This is a genomic window from Arthrobacter sp. E1SS-5 (genome assembly GCF_057073715.1).
Window position 1 is genome coordinate 1266205 of the sequence record NZ_CP172703.1, and the last position, 16038, is coordinate 1282242.

Annotated in this window: 13 protein-coding genes; 6 read left to right on the forward strand and 7 right to left on the reverse strand. The window is 67.5% G+C overall.

The genetic code is table 11. The features are described 5' to 3' along the window. Positions 1-60: 60 nt before the first annotated feature. Together ACIGJD_RS05970 and ACIGJD_RS05975 are read right to left on the reverse strand one after the other, a co-directional pair. The gene (locus ACIGJD_RS05970; protein ID WP_142130667.1) at positions 61-675 is read right to left on the reverse strand and encodes a carbonic anhydrase; all 615 of its coding nucleotides are present in this window, start codon (positions 673-675) and stop codon (positions 61-63) included. A 10-nt stretch (positions 676-685) separates the two neighbouring features. Continuing rightward, a complete protein-coding gene (locus ACIGJD_RS05975) occupies positions 686-1366 on the reverse strand; it encodes a DUF4245 domain-containing protein (RefSeq protein ID WP_483689437.1) in 681 nt (226 codons plus the stop codon). Positions 1367-1591: 225 nt separating this feature from the next. Between ACIGJD_RS05975 and glpX the strand changes: the two genes are divergently transcribed. Further along, a complete protein-coding gene (gene glpX, locus ACIGJD_RS05980; RefSeq protein WP_200830737.1) occupies positions 1592-2614 on the forward strand; it encodes a class II fructose-bisphosphatase in 1023 nt (340 codons plus the stop codon). An 85-nt stretch (positions 2615-2699) separates the two neighbouring features. Next, positions 2700-3755, forward strand: a complete 1056-nt coding sequence (locus ACIGJD_RS05985) for a lipid II:glycine glycyltransferase FemX (protein ID WP_483688727.1) — start codon at positions 2700-2702, stop codon at positions 3753-3755. Between the two features lie 70 nt (positions 3756-3825). On the opposite strand, the gene manA is transcribed toward ACIGJD_RS05985, so the two are convergent. Genes manA through ACIGJD_RS06005 form a run of 4 tightly spaced genes read right to left on the reverse strand, consistent with a single transcriptional unit; the run spans position 3826 to position 8508 of the window. After that, positions 3826-5070: a mannose-6-phosphate isomerase, class I gene (manA, locus tag ACIGJD_RS05990; protein ID WP_483688728.1), complete on the reverse strand. Its 1245-nt coding sequence runs from the start codon at positions 5068-5070 to the stop codon at positions 3826-3828. 51 nt (positions 5071-5121) lie between these two features. After that, positions 5122-6771 carry an LCP family protein gene (locus tag ACIGJD_RS05995; RefSeq protein WP_483688729.1) on the reverse strand — a complete coding sequence of 550 codons (1650 nt, stop codon included), beginning with the start codon at positions 6769-6771 and terminating at the stop codon, positions 5122-5124. Positions 6772-6781: 10 nt separating this feature from the next. Further along, complete coding sequence (purE, locus tag ACIGJD_RS06000) at positions 6782-7363, reverse strand: 5-(carboxyamino)imidazole ribonucleotide mutase (protein ID WP_142130661.1); 582 nt, start codon at positions 7361-7363, stop codon at positions 6782-6784. Beyond that, entirely contained in the window at positions 7360-8508 is a 1149-nt protein-coding gene (locus ACIGJD_RS06005) for a 5-(carboxyamino)imidazole ribonucleotide synthase (protein ID WP_235009524.1), read from the reverse strand. The genes purE and ACIGJD_RS06005 overlap by 4 nt, the downstream gene beginning before the upstream one ends. Before the next feature lie 223 nt (positions 8509-8731). Here ACIGJD_RS06005 and ACIGJD_RS06010 point away from each other — a divergent pair, with 223 nt between their 5' ends. Then, a complete protein-coding gene (locus tag ACIGJD_RS06010; protein WP_483688730.1) occupies positions 8732-9292 on the forward strand; it encodes a GtrA family protein in 561 nt (186 codons plus the stop codon). 13 nt (positions 9293-9305) lie between these two features. On the opposite strand, the gene ACIGJD_RS06015 is transcribed toward ACIGJD_RS06010, so the two are convergent. Continuing rightward, positions 9306-10007, reverse strand: a complete 702-nt coding sequence (locus ACIGJD_RS06015) for a TIGR03089 family protein (protein WP_483688731.1) — start codon at positions 10005-10007, stop codon at positions 9306-9308. Between the two features lie 390 nt (positions 10008-10397). On the opposite strand from ACIGJD_RS06015, the gene ACIGJD_RS06020 reads away from it, so the two are divergent. The 3 genes from ACIGJD_RS06020 to ACIGJD_RS06030 are packed head-to-tail and all read left to right on the forward strand — an operon-like array spanning position 10398 to position 16034. Further along, entirely contained in the window at positions 10398-10931 is a 534-nt protein-coding gene (locus tag ACIGJD_RS06020; RefSeq protein ID WP_142130657.1) for a WhiB family transcriptional regulator, read from the forward strand. Between the two features lie 29 nt (positions 10932-10960). Further along, positions 10961-14335 (forward strand): glycosyltransferase family 2 protein, encoded by a 3375-nt coding sequence (locus ACIGJD_RS06025; protein ID WP_483689438.1) that lies wholly within the window; start codon positions 10961-10963, stop codon positions 14333-14335. Then, entirely contained in the window at positions 14328-16034 is a 1707-nt protein-coding gene (locus tag ACIGJD_RS06030) for a DUF5719 family protein (protein ID WP_483688732.1), read from the forward strand. Before ACIGJD_RS06025 ends, ACIGJD_RS06030 begins: the two co-directional genes overlap by 8 nt. The last annotated feature ends 4 nt before the right edge of the window (positions 16035-16038 follow it).

Below are 16038 nucleotides of genomic sequence, written 5' to 3' on the forward strand. Positions count from 1 at the left end.
CCATCGAAAACCGTTAAGGGTGCTTTGCCGGCGGCCCGCTGGGCCGCCGGCAGGCTGCTTCTAGAGCTCGCCGATTCCGGAAACAAGGTCGGCGCGGCCCTCCGCCAGGCGGTAGGAGAGGCCGATGACAGCGGTGCGGCCTTCCTCGATTGCGGTGGAAATCACACGCGAGCTGTCCGCGAGGCGCTGCGACATCTGCTTGACGTTCTCCACCACCATGTCGTTGACCTCGGTCTGGTTGTTCCGCAGGGAGGTGAGGACGGAGGGGGTGATGCGTTCCACGAGGTCCCGGATGAACCCCGCCGGCATCTCGCCGGTCTCAACGGCGTCCCTGGTGGCCGTGACGGCACCGCAGCTGTCGTGCCCAAGCACCACGATCAGCGGCACCCCCAGCACGGCCACGCTGTATTCCAGGGAGCCGAGGACGGCGTCGTCAATTACCTGACCAGCTGTGCGGACAACGAAGACGTCGCCCAGGCCGACGTCGAAAATGATCTCAGCCGCAAGCCGGGAATCGGAGCAGCCAAAGATCACCGCGAAGGGGTTCTGGGTCTCCACCAGCGAGGAGCGCCGTGAAGCGTTCTGGTTCGGATGGCTGGACTCGCCGTTTACGAAACGTTCATTGCCTTCGCGCAGGCGGCGCCATGCCAGTGCAGGGGTCAGGTTAGTAGCCATGCTTACTACATTAAGGTGCGGCGGTGGCGGACGGGGAAACTGTGACGGCCGGGTTGGCGTCAAGGGAGGCCACGACGGCGGCGGCCAGGGCCGCGAATTCGTCCAGTTCCGCGGCGCCGGAGAGCACGACGGTGCTGCCCTTGTAGTTCAGGATCATCGATTTTTCGCCCTTGCCGGTGTCCCGCAGTTCCCATTCCTGGCCACCGGCGTTCCGGGTCCCGGTGACGGGGGCGTTCTTGGTCTGCTGGAGGAGCCAGGTGGGGTTGGCCCTGGTGGTCTGGACCAGGCCGATGAAGGACGTCTTGGGGGTTACGTAGCCAACCTCCCACGTGGGCACGCCGTTGCCCGTCCCTGCCTCCCACCGGGCATAGTTCGCGCGGAACGCGTTGCCGGTGTCCGGTGCAACCGGTGTGAATCCGGCCACATCTGCGGCATTCCGTGCCACGGACGCAACATCGACGTCCGGCCGGAAGCTTTCGCCCTTGGGCTGGGGATTCATGAGGACAACAGGCAGGAACGCAGCAATGCTGAGCACCAGGGCGATGATCATGCCGATCACCGAGGCGTTGGCCCGCTTGGCGGCGGCCGCCGGAATGACGGGCTTAAACGGGGTTTCGGCACTGCTGCCGGCAGCGGCGGGGCGGCCTTCGGGCTGTGCCTCGCCGGAGCTGGGACTGGTGGCTTCGTGCATGTCGTTCACCCCTCTATAGTCGCCCATCCCGGAGCCGGACTTCCATTCGGGCCCTGACCGGGGGCTGCCGGCAGCGGTGGGGTACATTGCGCGGTTGCGTCATGGGCCGCCCGCGGCACGGCGCCGCGACTATGATCGATAGCAGAGGAATCACCGTTCTGCTGCACCGGCGGGCGGGTTCAATGATCGCCACTCGAAGAAGAGGTTCACGTGTCACCAGCGTCCATGACCCAGAAGTACTCCACGATTTCACCGTCCCTTGCGGTGGGCCACGACGAGCCGGACCGCAACCTTGCCCTTGAACTTGTCCGCGTCACCGAGGCTGCCGCCATTGCCGGCGGCCACTGGGTTGGCTTCGGCGACAAGAACACCGCCGACGGCGCAGCCGTCGACGCCATGCGTTCCTTCCTGCAGACCGTCCACTTCAACGGCGTCGTGGTGATCGGTGAAGGCGAAAAGGACGAAGCCCCCATGCTGTTCAACGGGGAGCGTGTTGGCGACGGCACCGGCCCCGAGGTGGACGTGGCTGTTGACCCCATCGACGGAACCCGCCTGACCGCCCTGGGCATCAACAACGCGCTGGCCGTCCTGGCTGTGGCCGAGCGTGGCTCCATGTTCGATCCCTCCGCCGTGTTCTACATGGAGAAGCTGGTCACCGGCCCCGAAGCCGCGGACATGGTGGACCTGCGCCTGCCGGTCAAGCAGAACCTGCACCTGATCGCCAAGGCCAAGGGCGTCAAGGTCAACCAGCTCAACGTCATGATCCTTGACCGCGACCGCCACCGCCCGCTGGTGGAGGAAATCCGCGAAGCCGGTGCACGGACCAAATTCATCATGGACGGCGACGTTGCCGGCGCCATCGCCGCGGCCCGCTCCGGAACCGGCGTGGACGCGCTCATGGGCATCGGCGGGACCCCCGAGGGCATCGTGGCCGCCTGCGCCATCAAGTCCCTGGGCGGCGTCATCCAGGGCCGCCTCTGGCCCACCAGCGACGAAGAGAAGCAGAAGGCCATCGACGCCGGCCACGACCTGGAGCGCGTGCTGTCCACCAACGACCTCGTCTCCAGTGACAACTGCTACTTTGCCGCCACCGGCATTACCGACGGCGACCTGCTCAAGGGCGTCCGCTACTCCAAGGACAAGGTCCTGACCCAGTCCATCGTGATGCGCTCCAAGTCCGGCACCATCCGCTTCGTGGAGGGTGAGCACCAGGCCAGCAAGTGGGAAGGCTACGCCCGCAAGAACTGACGGCCAGTGCAGGACTCCAAGGCCCCGGGGCGCCGCGTGCGCACCCGGGGCTTTGGCGTTAATGCGTTGGTATAGGGTTTAAGCCATGATTCCTGCTGTTGTGCCCTGTACTGACCGCGCCCTTTGGGACGAGCACGTTGACCGGTTCCAGGGGCATCCGCAGCAGCTGTGGGGCTGGGGCGAAACCAAGGCGGCACACGGCTGGTCCGTGGACCGGGTCCTGGTCAAGGCCGGGGACGAAACCATCGGTGCCGCCCAGCTGCTGGTCCGCAGCCTTCCCTTCCCCTTCCGTGCACTGGTCTACATTCCGCGCGGCCCCATGTGCTCCGTTGAGCACACCCAGGTGGTCCTCAACCGGCTGGCCGAACACGCCGCCCTCCGGCACCGGGGCGTGGCCCTCAGCATCGAACCTGACTGGGACCGGGACTCCGCTTTCGCCGGCGCGGTGGCCGCTGCCGGACTCCGGGAGTCCACCAACACGGTGCTCATCCCGCGCACGCTCATCCTTGACCTCACCCGGACCGACGACGAGCTGATGGCGGAGATGTCCAAGTCCACCCGGGCCAACATCCGCAAGGCGATGCGCAGTGACGTGGAGTTCCGCAAGGTGAAGAACGATTCCGAGCTGGAACAGGTCCTGGCCATCTACCACCAGACCGCCGAGCGGGCGGGCTTCGGCATCCACGAGGACCAGTACTACCGCGACATCTTCCACAACCTCGGTGACGCCTCGCCCATCATCGGCGCGTTCGACGGCGAGCAGCTGCTGGCGTTCACGTGGCTGTCGCGCAGCGGCACCACCGCCTTCGAGCTTTACGGCGGCGTCTCCGCCGAGGGACAGAAGCAGCGCGTCAACTACGGCGTAAAGTGGGCGGCCCTGCAGTCCATGCGCGAGGACGGCTGCAGCCGGTACGACTTCAACGGCCTGCTCAACGACGGCATCTCCGACTTTAAGAAGCAGTTCGCCCGGCACGAGAACATGCTGCTGGGCACGTGGGAAAAGCCGCTGTCGCCCTTCTACCCTGCATACGCCAAGGCCATGCCGCTGGCGCGGAAGGGCCTCCAGCAGGGGCGCCGGCTGGTGAAGGACGCAGCCGGGCGGGTCCTGCCCCTGGTCCGTAAACTGCGCCCTGGCAACTGACTGAACCAGGAAAAAGGGCGACGTCGGCACCCGCCTTTGAGTGCCGGCGTCGCCCTTCTTGTTGCTGGGGCTAGAGTCCGGTGGTCACCGCGAAGGCCAGCGCCGGTTCCGCGCTTCCGGCCACCCGGTGGACGTTGATGGGGGCTTCCGCGGCCGCGATGAACGCGCTCCGTCCCCTGGACAGCTGCAGGTCGCCCTTGGGTGAGTCAAGGTACACCTCGCCGGCCACCACAATGACCACCGCAGCGCCGGACTGGGCCAGCGGAACAGGCCCTGCGTCCGGCCCCAGCTCGATGCGCTGCAGCTGGAACTCCTTGAACGGCGGACGGAACAGTTCCTGGTCCATCACCGTCTTCCCGGCGTCCAGCATGGGCACGGCCACGGGGTGGAAATCGATGGTGTTCAAAAGTTCCGGGACATCCACGTGCTTGGGCGTCAGGCCGCCGCGCAGGACGTTGTCCGAAGAGGCCATGACCTCCACGCCCAGCCCGTGCAGGTATGCATGCACGTTCCCGGCGGGAAGGTAGACCGCTTCGCCGGGCTTCAGCGAGATCCGGTTCAGCAGCAGCGAGATCAGCACGCCGGGGTCGCCCGGGTACTTTTCGTTGAGGCTGATCACGGTGCCCAGTTCGGCCTGGTACGGCACGAGCGAAGCGCGCGACAGCAGGGCTTCGACCACCAGGGCAGTGTCCTCCGCCACGCCTTGGCCGCCGGTGATCAGCCGCTCGAAGGCCCGGCGCAGTCCTGCGCCTTCGTCAGGGGCGGTGAGATCGTCAATCAGGGCCTGGACCAGCGCGGGGGAGGAGGTTCCCTCGGGGAAGGCATGGGCGATGTACTGGAAGACCTCCCGGGTTTCGGCGGCAGGCCGGAACCCGCACAGCGCCTCGAACGGGGTAAGCGCGAAGATCATCTCCGGCTTGTGGTTGTCGTCCTTGTAGTTCCGGTTCGGGGCATGGGCATCCATGCCGGCGGCGTTTTCCCGGGCGAACCCTTCCCGCGCCTGCTCCAGGCTCGGATGGACCTGGAGGGAGAGCGGCTGCGCGGCCGCAAGGATCTTGGCCAGGAACGGCAGCCGGGGGCCGAACGCGGAGACGGACTCCGCGCCCAGGAAATGTTCCGGGTCCGACGAGATCAGCGCATCGAGCGGGCTCCGGGTGCCGTCCTCCGGCACGTGCGCCACCGAGGGCGAGTCGGGGTGGGCGCCGATCCACAGTTCGGCTTCCGGGCCCCCCGACTCCGGACGGCCCAGCAGCGAGGCGATGGCCGTCGTCGAACCCCAGGCGTAGTCCCGGAGGACGTTCTCAATCTCGTACAAAACCGTTCCGTTCCTTGTGGATGGGCGTTGATGACTGGGCGGCCGTGGTCGCTAGAGCGGGCGGCACTGTCCATTGGTGGCCACGAGCTGGCGGATGGCCTCTTCGTTCCCTTCGAGCTTGAGCTGGGTGAGCATCTCCTCGGTGATCGGCTCGCCGTCGGGCGTGGTGGTCACTGGGGTGAAGTCCGACGGCGAGGGCTGCTGGGCAGCGTTGCCGCCCGTGGGCAGGGTGGCGGGGACCGGCCCTGCCGCCTGGACATGGCCGGCGCCTGCCCCTGGAACTGCCGTGCCGTCGTCGGGAATTCCTGCAGACTGTGCACCCTTGGCGGATGCCTGGGCCAGCAGCTGGTCCACCCTCTCGTGGATCTGGTCGAAGTCCGGGTTCGTGGAGAAGGACGGGTCAAAGTCCGGCGGGCCGATGGTGAGCCGCTTGACGTCCTTGCCCCGGGCCTTGATGGCGAGGTCCAGGAAGCTGCCCAGCTGGGCGGAAGAGACGTTGGACTCCACCACCTTGGTTCCCGCGCTGGCAATGTCCTCGAACTTGGACAGCAGGGTAGTGGGATCGAGCTGTTTCAGCATGGCCTGCTGCACGCACTGCTGGCGCTGGATGCGGGAGTAGTCATCGACGTATTCGCGCGAGCGTCCGTACCAGAGTGCCTGGTCCCCGTTGAGTGTCTGGTCCCCGGCGGGGATCCAGCCGAGGGGCATCCCGTGGGTCTTGGTGGTTTCGTCGAAGTAGCCGCTCATGGGAACCCACCCGCCGGCCTTGATCCGGATGCCGCCCATGGCATTGATCAGCGTGGAGAAGCCCTGCATGTCAACCAGGACGTAGGACTGGATCTGCATGCCGAGCGTTCCGGAGACGGCTTCCATGGTTGCCTGCGCGCCTGGGTCCGCCACGCCTGGGTAGAGGTTGGCGTGCTCGTTGGTGACCTCTGTGTTGATGGCGTTGATGAGGCACTCGTCGCCGCAGTTGTAGCCGTCGGGGTAGAGGGCGCGCATGGGGGAGCCCTCGCTGAACTGCGCGTTCTGGAAGTTGCGGGGGACCGAAATGATGGCGGTCTGGCCGGTCTCGGCGTCCACGCTGAGCACGGAGAGGCTGTCCGGGCGGCGGCCGGTGCGGTCATCTCCCGCGTCGCCGCCCATCATGAGGAAGTTATAGCGTCCGTCCACGGGTTTTATCGCCGGGCCGGACGAAAAGATGTTGCCGATGGCATTGCGGCCCACATTCAGCAGGTAGGCGGCGTACCCCATGGACCCGCTGCCCAGGACCAGGGCAACCACCAGGGCGACGCCGACGGCGGGGCGCGCCTTCGGTGCCAGCAGGACGGGGCGGATGAGCCTCAGGGTGTTGAGGAACAGCAATGCCCAGCCGAGGGCCAGCGCAGCCAGCAGGACCACCAGCACCAGTGACGTGACCGGGTTGGTCACGATGCTGATGACCATGCTTCGGTCCAGCAGCAGCAGGACCACTGCCAGCAGCAGAACGGCCCACACACAGAGCGTGACGCGCAGGGCGGTCCGTCCCAGCTTCCGGTCGCCCGCCACCAGCTGCGCGCTGCCCGGTACCAGGAGCGTCAGCAGCACCAGTACGAAGGCGCGCTTTGTACGGACCGGGGAGGAGGCGCTGACCGGGTAGCGGACGGGGTCTGTCAAGGATGCCCCGGCCCCGGTATTGACCATGCTGCTGCTGCTGGCCATGCCCGCCGCCCTAACGGCTGCCCCGAAGGGCGCCGGAGCCGTCCGGGAAGACTTCGCTTACCTTTTGCCGCAGGTTTGCGCCCTTGCGGGAGGCGACGGCGTTGAGGTCGGCGGCGAAGTCGAGGAGGTCAGCGCGCAGGGAAGCGGCGAGCTCGTCGGTGCCCGACGCGAGCATCCGTACGGCCAGGAGCCCGGCGTTCCGCGCACCGGCGATGGAGACCGTGGCCACCGGCACCCCGGCCGGCATCTGGACGATGGACAGCAGGGAGTCCATACCGTCAAGGGTCTTCAGGGGGACCGGGACGCCGATGACGGGAAGCGGCGTGACGCTGGCGAGCATGCCGGGGAGGTGGGCAGCACCCCCGGCGCCGGCGATGATCACCCGCAGGCCGCGTTCGTGCGCCGTCTGCCCGTACCGGATCATTTCCGTGGGCATCCGGTGGGCTGAGACCACGTCCGCTTCGAACGGGATGCCGAATTCGGCCAGGGCGTCCGCCGCAGCCTCCATGACCGGCCAGTCCGAGTCGGAGCCCATGACCAGGCCCACCAGGGGACTGGTGCCGGATGCGGCGGGGGTGGCTTCGGCGCTCATGCCTTCTCCTCGAAAATCGCTGCAGGTTCTTCGGTGGAAACCCGTCCGTCACGGATGATGCCGGCCACGGCTGTGGCCCGGCGGCGGACCGAGTCCACCTCCGCGGTGGAACTTCCCACCAGGTTGACGTGGCCGATCTTACGTCCCGGCCGTACGGATTTGCCGTAGCAGTGGACTTTCGCGGCGGGTTCGGCGGCGAGGGCCATGGGGTAGGCGGAGTACAGGTCCTGGTTCTCCCCGCCCAGGAAGTTCTTCATCACCGTCACGGGAGCCAGCGCGTCAGTTGCCCCCAGCGGCAGGTTCAGGACGGCGCGGAGGTGCTGTTCGAACTGGCTGGTGATGGAGCCGTCCTGGGTCCAGTGGCCGGTGTTGTGCGGCCGCATGGCCAGTTCGTTGATCAGGAACCCCGCTCCGGAGCCCGGCGTTTCGAAGAGTTCCACGGCAAGGACGCCGGTTGCGTCCAGTTCGGCGGCGATGCGCAGGGCGGCGTCTTCCGCGGCGGCCGCCACCTCCAGCGGGATATCCAGCGCGGGAGCAATCACCTCGTCGCAGACACCGTCTACCTGGATGGTGTGGACCACCGGCCAGGCACGGGCTTCGCCGTCGGGAGTACGGGCCACGAGGGCGGACAGCTCGCGGGTGAATTCCACCTTGGCTTCGGCCAGGAGGGGACTCATGGCGGCGAACCAGTCGGCCGCCTCGGCGGCCTCCTCCGGCGAGCCAACGATCCGGACGCCTTTGCCGTCATATCCGCCGCGCGGGGTCTTCAGGACAACGGGCCAGCCGATCTCCTCGCCGAAGCGCACCAGCGCGTCCACGTCGGCCACCGATGCCCAAGCGGGGTTGGGCAGTTCCAGCCGGTCGATGGCGGCACGCATGACCAGCTTGTCCTGGGCGTGGACCAAAGCGTCCGGTCCGGGCTGGACGTTGACTCCGGCCTCCTGCAGGGCACGGAGGTGGTCCGTGGGCACGTGCTCGTGGTCGAACGTCATCACGTCCAGGCCCTTGGCAAAGTCCAGGAGGGTCTGCAGATCCTTGTAGTCGCCCACCGGCGTGGTGGGTACTGCCGATACTGCGGACACGTCCTCACCCTCGGCGAGGACGCGGAGTTCAAAGCCGAGGGCTGTAGCGGCAGGGGCCATCATTCGCGCGAGCTGGCCGCCGCCAACCACGCCTATCACTGGAAAAGTCACATGTGCCAGCCTACCGAAGACGGCGCCGATCGACGCTTTTGCGGCCCGGCGGGGGATGGACATTTTCGGTGGCAGGGGCACCCCGCTTCTGCATTCGGGGGGCCGCTTTAAGCCTTTGGGGCTAAAATGGACCTTTGGCCGAGTGGCCCACAGTTCGTCACGGCCATGGAGGGTCATGTTTAGCGCACTTGCAGATCGTATCCGGGGGCTCGCCTCACTTTTCTGGCGCGAGGTGGCCAAGTTTGGTGCGGTGGGCGGTGTGGCGTTCGTCATTGATAACGGCCTGACCTATTACCTGATGCACGGCCCCATGTCTGACAGCGAGGCGAAGGCACGCTTCGTGGGGGCCACCGTGGCAACGATCTTCTCATGGGTGGCAAACCGCTTCTGGACCTTCCGCCACAGGCGCCAGGCCAACGTGCTCCGCGAGTTCGTCATGTTCGTGATCATCAACGGCATCGGCATTGGCATCTCCACCGGGTTTACCGCCCTGGCCAAGTACGGCATGGGCATCGACGACAAGAACCTGCTGTTCCTCGCGGGCGTGGTTGGCATCCTGGTTGCCACGGTTGTGCGCTTCTTCGCCTACCGCTTCCTGGTGTTCAACCAGGAACTGGACCAGGAACCGGAGTTCTCCCACGACCACGAAATCATCGAAGCGCACCCCCACAAGGAGCCCGCGGGTGCCGCGGAACGCCCGGCACCAACGCCGGCCGACGGCGGCCCGCAGGCCTAAGGGCCTGCGGGTGCTAGCTTCCGTGGATACGTTCGTCGGCCAAAAGTTTGTCCGTGAGCGCCACATCGGGATGGGTCAACACCACTGAGCCGCCCTGCTGCCAGGCTCCCAGTGCATTGGCCAGTACTGCTTCAAGTCCGGCATCGGCCGGAACGTGCAGCCTGGCGCCTTCGGAGTGCGGCACGGCAAAACCGGTGATCAGATCCTGGTGCAGGACACTTCGCCCCTGGCTGGTCAGCACAGCGCGGGATGACGGATCAGGATCGGCGTGCGGCATGAACACGTCCCCGTGTGACCGCACTTCGGCGGCATAATCCAGGCAACCGCCAGGAAGGTCACCGCCCCAGCGCATGGCGAGGGCCGGCAGGGCAACGGCGACGACGGCGTCGTACTGTCCGTCGGACCCGGCGGGATTGTCAGTGGCAAGGAAGTCCGCCTGGCCGTCGTCGAGCACTGTTTCCAGTCCCAGTTGCCATCCGGCCAGTGCCCAGACCAGCGCCTTCCAGTGGGCCGGAAGTGCGAGCCGGAGCCGCATGCCGGGTTCCGCATCCAGTTCGTCCTGCAGCAGGTTGCTCGTCTTGGCAACCCAGTTATCCAGGACCCGGCCCGACAATTCCACCCGCTCCGAGTCAGGCCCGTACCAGGTCAGGCGTGGTGCTGTGGAGTTGCCGGAGCGGAGGCCTGCCGTGAGTTCGAGTGCGGGGATTGATGTCATGCGTTCATCCTGCCACTGTCCGGATCCCGAGTGCCCACCTGCAGCGACCAAGGTGGCGGCAGGCGAATTGAGGGTGATGTTAATCACCCTCATTGCTAAGCGTGCTTGCTATTTCGGGGCGGAGGGGGTATTTTTCCCGCCAGCACAAGGGATAAGCGGCTTTCGTGGCGCAAAATCCGCGCCGGACCTGTCCGCCACGCCCGGGTGGCGGGAAAACCCGGGCGTGGCGTGCGCGAATTTCCCGGCTTCCACTGTCTATTATCCCGGCAACGGCTTGACTCACCCTAGTTACACACGTGTAATTAGGTAACTAAAGCAATTGCGTAAATACCGGCACACAACCGAGTGTCCGTGTATCCAGGCAGTGGCTGAACCATCAGGAGGGTCGCCGTGGGGCAAGCAGAGCGTATCCAGGAAGATGCCGTCGTGGCCGGTCAGGCAACGGCAAAGTACCGTGCGCGGGGGGTGCCGAGCGATTGGTACGTGGATCCCGCTGATCCTGATGCTGCGGACCGGTATAACAGGAATTCCACCAGCGTCCTCGAGGACCAGGCAACAGCGTTCCTCGCGGCGCACGAGGCCCTCCTTGACGGCGGCGCGGAGCCGGAAGACGACCTCGATCCGCCCATGGAGCTGGCTGCGGCCGGTACCACCCAGCCGGTGTGGATCGGGCTGCCGCTGCAGCAGGATTTCGACGACGAGGGCGAGCTGGGCTGGCAGACGGACGCTTTGTGCGCCCAAACGGATCCGGAAGCCTTCTTCCCCGAGAAGGGCGGCTCCACCCGCGATGCCAAGAAGGTCTGCGGGGCCTGCAACGTACGGTCGCAGTGCCTGGAGTACGCGCTGGCCAATGACGAACGGTTCGGCATCTGGGGAGGCCTTTCCGAGCGTGAGCGCCGGCGGCTTAGGAAGCGAGCAATCTAATTCTTCAGGATGTGCATGTCACTGCCGTTGTGGTTGCCCACAACGGCAGTGCTTATCTGCCCAGAACCCTTTCAGCCCTGGCGTCCCAAACCCGGCCCGTTGACCGTGCCGTGGGTGTGGACACGGGGTCCACTGACGACTCCTCCCGCCTCCTGCGGGAGGCTTTGGGTGAAGCCGGCGTTCTCAGCTACCCCCGAAGCAAGGGCGGCATGGGCGCCGCCGTTTCCGCTGCGCTCGCGGAGCTGGTTCCCGTGCACGGGGGCGGCGACGGTGGCAGGACCGAGTGGATCTGGCTGCTGCACGACGACGCCGCGCCCGCGCCCGAAGCCCTTGCCGAACTCCTGGGCGCCGTGGAGCGTGCGCCCTCAGTCACCGTTGCCGGCTGCAAGCAACTGGACTGGCATTCCCCGCGAAGACTCATCGATGTAGGTCTTTCCACCAGCCTATGGGCCGAACGTCTGACCCTGATCGACGCCGATGAAATGGACCAGGGCCAGTACGACGGCCGTACCGATACCTTTGCCGTCAATTCCGCGGGCATGCTGGTGCGCCGGGACGTCTGGGACCAACTGGGCGGCTTCGACCCCGCCCTTCCGGGCAGCGGAGACGACGTTGACTTCTGCTGGCGGAACCGCCTTGCAGGCCACCGTGTGGTGGTGGTCCCGGCAGCCCGGATGCTCCACGTGGCGCACCGTCCACATGCCCTTGGAAACCCCTCGGCGGCGCGCAAGGCCCAGGTTCACCTGCGCCTGAAGCACAGCCCGCTCTGGATGGTGCCTGTCCACGGCATAGGTGCCTTGCTGGGCAGCCTCTTCAAGCTGGTCCTGAGTATCGTCGTCAAGGACCCGGGCCACGGGATTTCCCAGCTTTTCGCCACGTGCGCCGCACTGGGCAGGCCCGGCGCCGTGGCCAAAGCGCGCCGCGCAGCCAGGCGGACACGCCGGATCCGCCGGTCAGTCATCCGCAAGCTGCAGACTCCGCGCCGCGAGGTGTGGAGTCACCGCCGGTCGCTGATGGAGGCGCTGGGATCCGACGGGTCCGGTGCCGACCACCTCGTACAGGATCCGTTTTCGCACCAACCAACCGGTGACGCCGCAGATGACTTCGCCGCCCTGGCCACCACAAAACGCGGCTGGGTGGGCAACGGTGCCCTGGCCGCCGTCATCATCGCATCCGTGGCCTCGCTCCTTGCACTCGCAGGACTGTTCCGGGCGGGAGCGGTCTCCGGCGGCGCCCTGATTCCTGTCTCCGCGGGCCTGGGGGATATCTGGCACAACGCCTCCAACTGGTGGATAAGCCTGGGAGCGGGCCTTCCCGGCCGCGGCGATCCCTTCGACTACGTGCTGTGGATCATTGGCGTCGTGGGCGGCGGCGATGCCAACTCCGCCATGGCGTGGCTGCTCCTGCTCGGTGCCCCGCTGTCCGGCCTGACCGCATGGTTCGCGGCAGGCGGGCTGACGGTTCGCAGGCGGCTCCGCCTGGTGGCTGCGCTCTTTTGGGCAGCGGCCCCCGCGCTCCAGGCCGCACTTAACCAGGGCCGGGTGGGTGCGCTGGTTGCGCACATCATGCTGCCGCTGGTGGTGCTGGGCCTGCTGCGGGCTACGGGTTCCGCTGTTGGCCACGGGCGGTTCGAAGCCGGCACATCACCTGCACGCAACTACAGCGAACAGGCACCGGCCAAGGCAGGCATCAACGGCATCCCGTCCTGGACCGCGGCGGCAGCCGCGGGCCTGGCCCTGGCGGTCACTACCGCTGCGGCACCCTCCCTGCTGATCCCGGCTGCCGTGGCCATCGTGCTTTGCGGCCTGCTGCTGGGGCGGCGGGGGCGCACCGTGTGGTGGGCGTTGCTGCCCGCTGCCGCCCTGTTCATCCCGTTCGCGCTGTCCACACTCGACAGGCCGCGTGCTATTTTGGCCGATCCCGGGCTGCCCCTGGGATTCGACGCCGCCCCGCTGTGGCAGCAGGTCCTGGGCCAGCCCCTGTCATTCGACCCCACAGCCGGCCTCCAGGGACTGGCCGCCTTCACCGGCGGGACCGTGCCCTGGGCCATCCTGCTCGCACTGCTCATCGCGGGGCCGGTGCTGGTCCTTGCCATCGTGGGACTCTTCAGCGCAGGACGCCGGGCCCGGGTTGCCCGATCCTTCTGGATTGTGGCGCTCGTCGCCCTGGCCGCCGGTTGGTTCAGCAGCCACGTCGCCACAGGTTTTAACGCCGGCGTCCTGGTAACGCCTTTCCCGGGTCCGGCGGTGTCCGCCGCGTCCTTTGCCCTCCTTGCGGCTGCACTCCTTGGGTCCGAGCAACTCCTCTCCGCAGCGGACCGGGCATCGGGCACCGCGGCGAAGACCGGAAGGGCAGCGCGCGCAGGGCTGGCGCTGGGCCTGGTAGTGGTGCTGGCCGGACCGCTGGCCGGGATGGCTGCCTGGTCGGCGCAGAACCTTTTGCGTCCGGCAATGACTGGCGCGCCCCAAGCCACCGCATCCCAGGGAAGCGCGGTTGCCCCTGCGCCAACGGATTCCGGGAACGCGGGTGCCCTGGGCATGCCGCGCCTGGTGGAAGCCTCCAACGCACGCTCCCTGCCCGCCACTGCCGTTGACCGGGGGACCGGGCCTGAACAGACCCGGACCCTCCTGCTCAGCACCGCGGAAGACGGCACCTTCAACGCGTCGCTGATGCGGGGTGCAGGCACCACGCTGGACAGTCTCTCCGCCATCGCCTCTGCGCGGAACATCATCGGTGCGCCGGGTGCCGAGGAGGTGCGTGGCGACGACGACGTCACTGCGGCTGTCCGCCGCGTGGTGGCCACCCTTGTTGCGGGCCAGGGCGTGGATCCACGTGCCGACCTGGAACAGCTCGGGGTTGGGTTCGTGGTGCTCCGCGCCGCGGACACCGCAGCCCAGCTCTCCGCCAGCCGGATGGATGCCGTCCCAGGGCTTGTCGCCGTGGGACAGACCGACGTGGGCTGGCTCTGGCGCATCAGCCCCCTGAACCAGCCGGTTCTGCAGGCTGCTGACGTGGCCCATCGCGTCCGCATCGTGGATCCGCGCGGCGCGGCCACCGCTTTGGTCGCCTCCGGAACCGATGACGTAGACGCCGCCGTCCCTGCTGGGCCGGAAGGCCGGCTGGTGGTCCTTGCAGAGCGGGCCGACCCCGGGTGGAGCGCCTGGCTCGACGGCCGGAAGCTGACCTCCACAACGGACGGCTGGTCCCAGGCCTTTACGCTTCCGGCATCTGCCGGCCAGCTGACGGTCCGATACGAGAACCCGTGGTCGTTCTGGGCTGCCGCGGCCCAGATCACGGTGATCGGGCTGACTGTCATCCTGGCAATTCCCATGCCGGCCCGGCGCCCGCGGACCGGTATCTCGCGTGACGAGGGCTCCCTGCGTAAGGAACACCAACATGCATGAGCACACCCCGCCGGCCGCCGGCGATCCTTCCGCCGAGGGAGAAAAGCAGTCCCCGGCCGGTGAAGCGGGCCAAACGGGGTCCGGCAAAGACAGGAAAATGTCCGGGCGCGGCGCCACCCGTGTGCCAGGTGGCAAGGGGCGGGCAGCCTCTGTGGCAGGAGTCGCCGCAGGCGTCCTCATCCTTGCCGGTGGCGGAGCACTGGTAGCCGGAGGGTCGCTGATGGCCGGGCCCGCATCCAGCCGGACAGTGCCGCCCACGGAAGCCGCCGTCCCGGCAGGAGCCAGTCTTGGCGTCTGCCCCGGCCCTGCGCGGCTGCTGGCGGGTACCGACGCCGGCACCGACGCCCAGTTCCGGCCCGAGTCCGCCACTGCGGCAACGAAGGTCAGCGCCGCCGTGCTCAGCGCCGGAGGTGTGCTTCCTGGAAGCCGGCTCGCGCGCCTGGACGGGGCGGGCGCCCTCGAGATCTCCAAGGACCCCGGTCCGGCACCTACGGCCGCCGCACCCCAGGAGCTTCTTGCCGGAGTGGCAGCCGACCGTGTGGTGGACCAGGTAAGCGTCCTCACCGCCAAGGCCGTGGCCAACCAGAATGCCTCGGCCGCCGCCGCCATGAAGTACACCGCCAAGGATGGTGACCTGCAGGGCAGTGCAGCTGCCACCTGCGCGCAACCTTCCAACGACCAATGGCTGGCAGGCGCCAGCACCACCGTCGGCCGAACCTCAGTGCTGGCACTGACCAACGCCTCCAGTACCCCCGCCACAGTGAGCCTTGAACTTTTTGGTTCCGGCGGTCAGGTCCAGGCGCCGGGCAGCCGCGGACTGCTGGTTGCCCCCGGCAGTACCCGCAGCGTGGTCCTGGCCGGTCTGGCACCCAACGAGCCGAGCCTCAGTGTGCACGTCCGCAGCGCCGGTGGCCCGGTAGCCGCCTCCATCCAACAGAGCGTGCTGCGGGGCCTCACTCCGGGCGGCGTGGATTTCATCAGCCCAGGGACCGCCCCTGCTGTCCGCCAGGTGATGACGGGCGTGGATATCCAGGATCCTGCGGGGATTGCTGCCCTGACTGCCCAGGCCGCCTACAAGGACGCCGGCCCGGCCCTTGAGCTGACAGTTCCCGGCGCCGCCGATGCAGTCGTGGAAATTAAGCTCTATGGACGGGACGGCCAGCATGCCCTTCCCTCCGGCGGCGTCATCACGGCGAAAGCCGGGGCCACTACCGAGGTCTCCCTGGCCGGTGTACCAGCCGGCCAGTACACGGTGGCGGCCTCATCCGACGTCTCCTTTGTTGCTGCCGCACGCATGGGCCGCGGACTGCAGGCAGGACAGCCCTCGGATGTGGCCTGGGCGCCTTCGGCCGTGCGGCTTGGCAGCCAGCACGTGGTTCCGGTCCCCAAGGGCGGCCAACGCCAGTTGGTGTTCGGGGCGCTGGAAACCAGGGCCAACATCACGTATGCGCCCATTACTGCCGATGGAAAGGTCCGGGCAGCCGCCACCGCTGACATCGCGGGCGGAACGACCGCGACCATCGGCATCCCGGAGCAGGCTGAAGGGGTGGACGTCGTGGGCTATGTGGTTTCCGCCTCCGGCGACGCCGCCTACGGGGCGGTACTGGTGGGCCAGGACGGACGCAACGACGTCTCGTCCCTGGCTTTCCTTGCTGCCGCTGCCGGCCAGGAAACGGTCCCGGTCGCCCTGGGCTACTAGGCTG

Coding starts and splice junctions, on each gene's coding strand:
- ACIGJD_RS06015 (WP_483688731.1), bottom strand. CDS start 10,007: ATGACATCAATCCCCGCACTCGAACTCACGGCAGGCCTCCGCTCCGGC.
- ACIGJD_RS05995 (WP_483688729.1), bottom strand. CDS start 6,771: ATGGCCAGCAGCAGCAGCATGGTCAATACCGGGGCCGGGGCATCCTTG.
- ACIGJD_RS06005 (WP_235009524.1), bottom strand. CDS start 8,508: ATGATGGCCCCTGCCGCTACAGCCCTCGGCTTTGAACTCCGCGTCCTC.
- ACIGJD_RS06030 (WP_483688732.1), top strand. CDS start 14,328: ATGCATGAGCACACCCCGCCGGCCGCCGGCGATCCTTCCGCCGAGGGA.
- ACIGJD_RS05975 (WP_483689437.1), bottom strand. CDS start 1,366: ATGCACGAAGCCACCAGTCCCAGCTCCGGCGAGGCACAGCCCGAAGGC.
- purE (WP_142130661.1), bottom strand. CDS start 7,363: ATGAGCGCCGAAGCCACCCCCGCCGCATCCGGCACCAGTCCCCTGGTG.
- ACIGJD_RS05970 (WP_142130667.1), bottom strand. CDS start 675: ATGGCTACTAACCTGACCCCTGCACTGGCATGGCGCCGCCTGCGCGAA.
- ACIGJD_RS06010 (WP_483688730.1), top strand. CDS start 8,732: ATGTTTAGCGCACTTGCAGATCGTATCCGGGGGCTCGCCTCACTTTTC.
- glpX (WP_200830737.1), top strand. CDS start 1,592: ATGACCCAGAAGTACTCCACGATTTCACCGTCCCTTGCGGTGGGCCAC.
- ACIGJD_RS05985 (WP_483688727.1), top strand. CDS start 2,700: ATGATTCCTGCTGTTGTGCCCTGTACTGACCGCGCCCTTTGGGACGAG.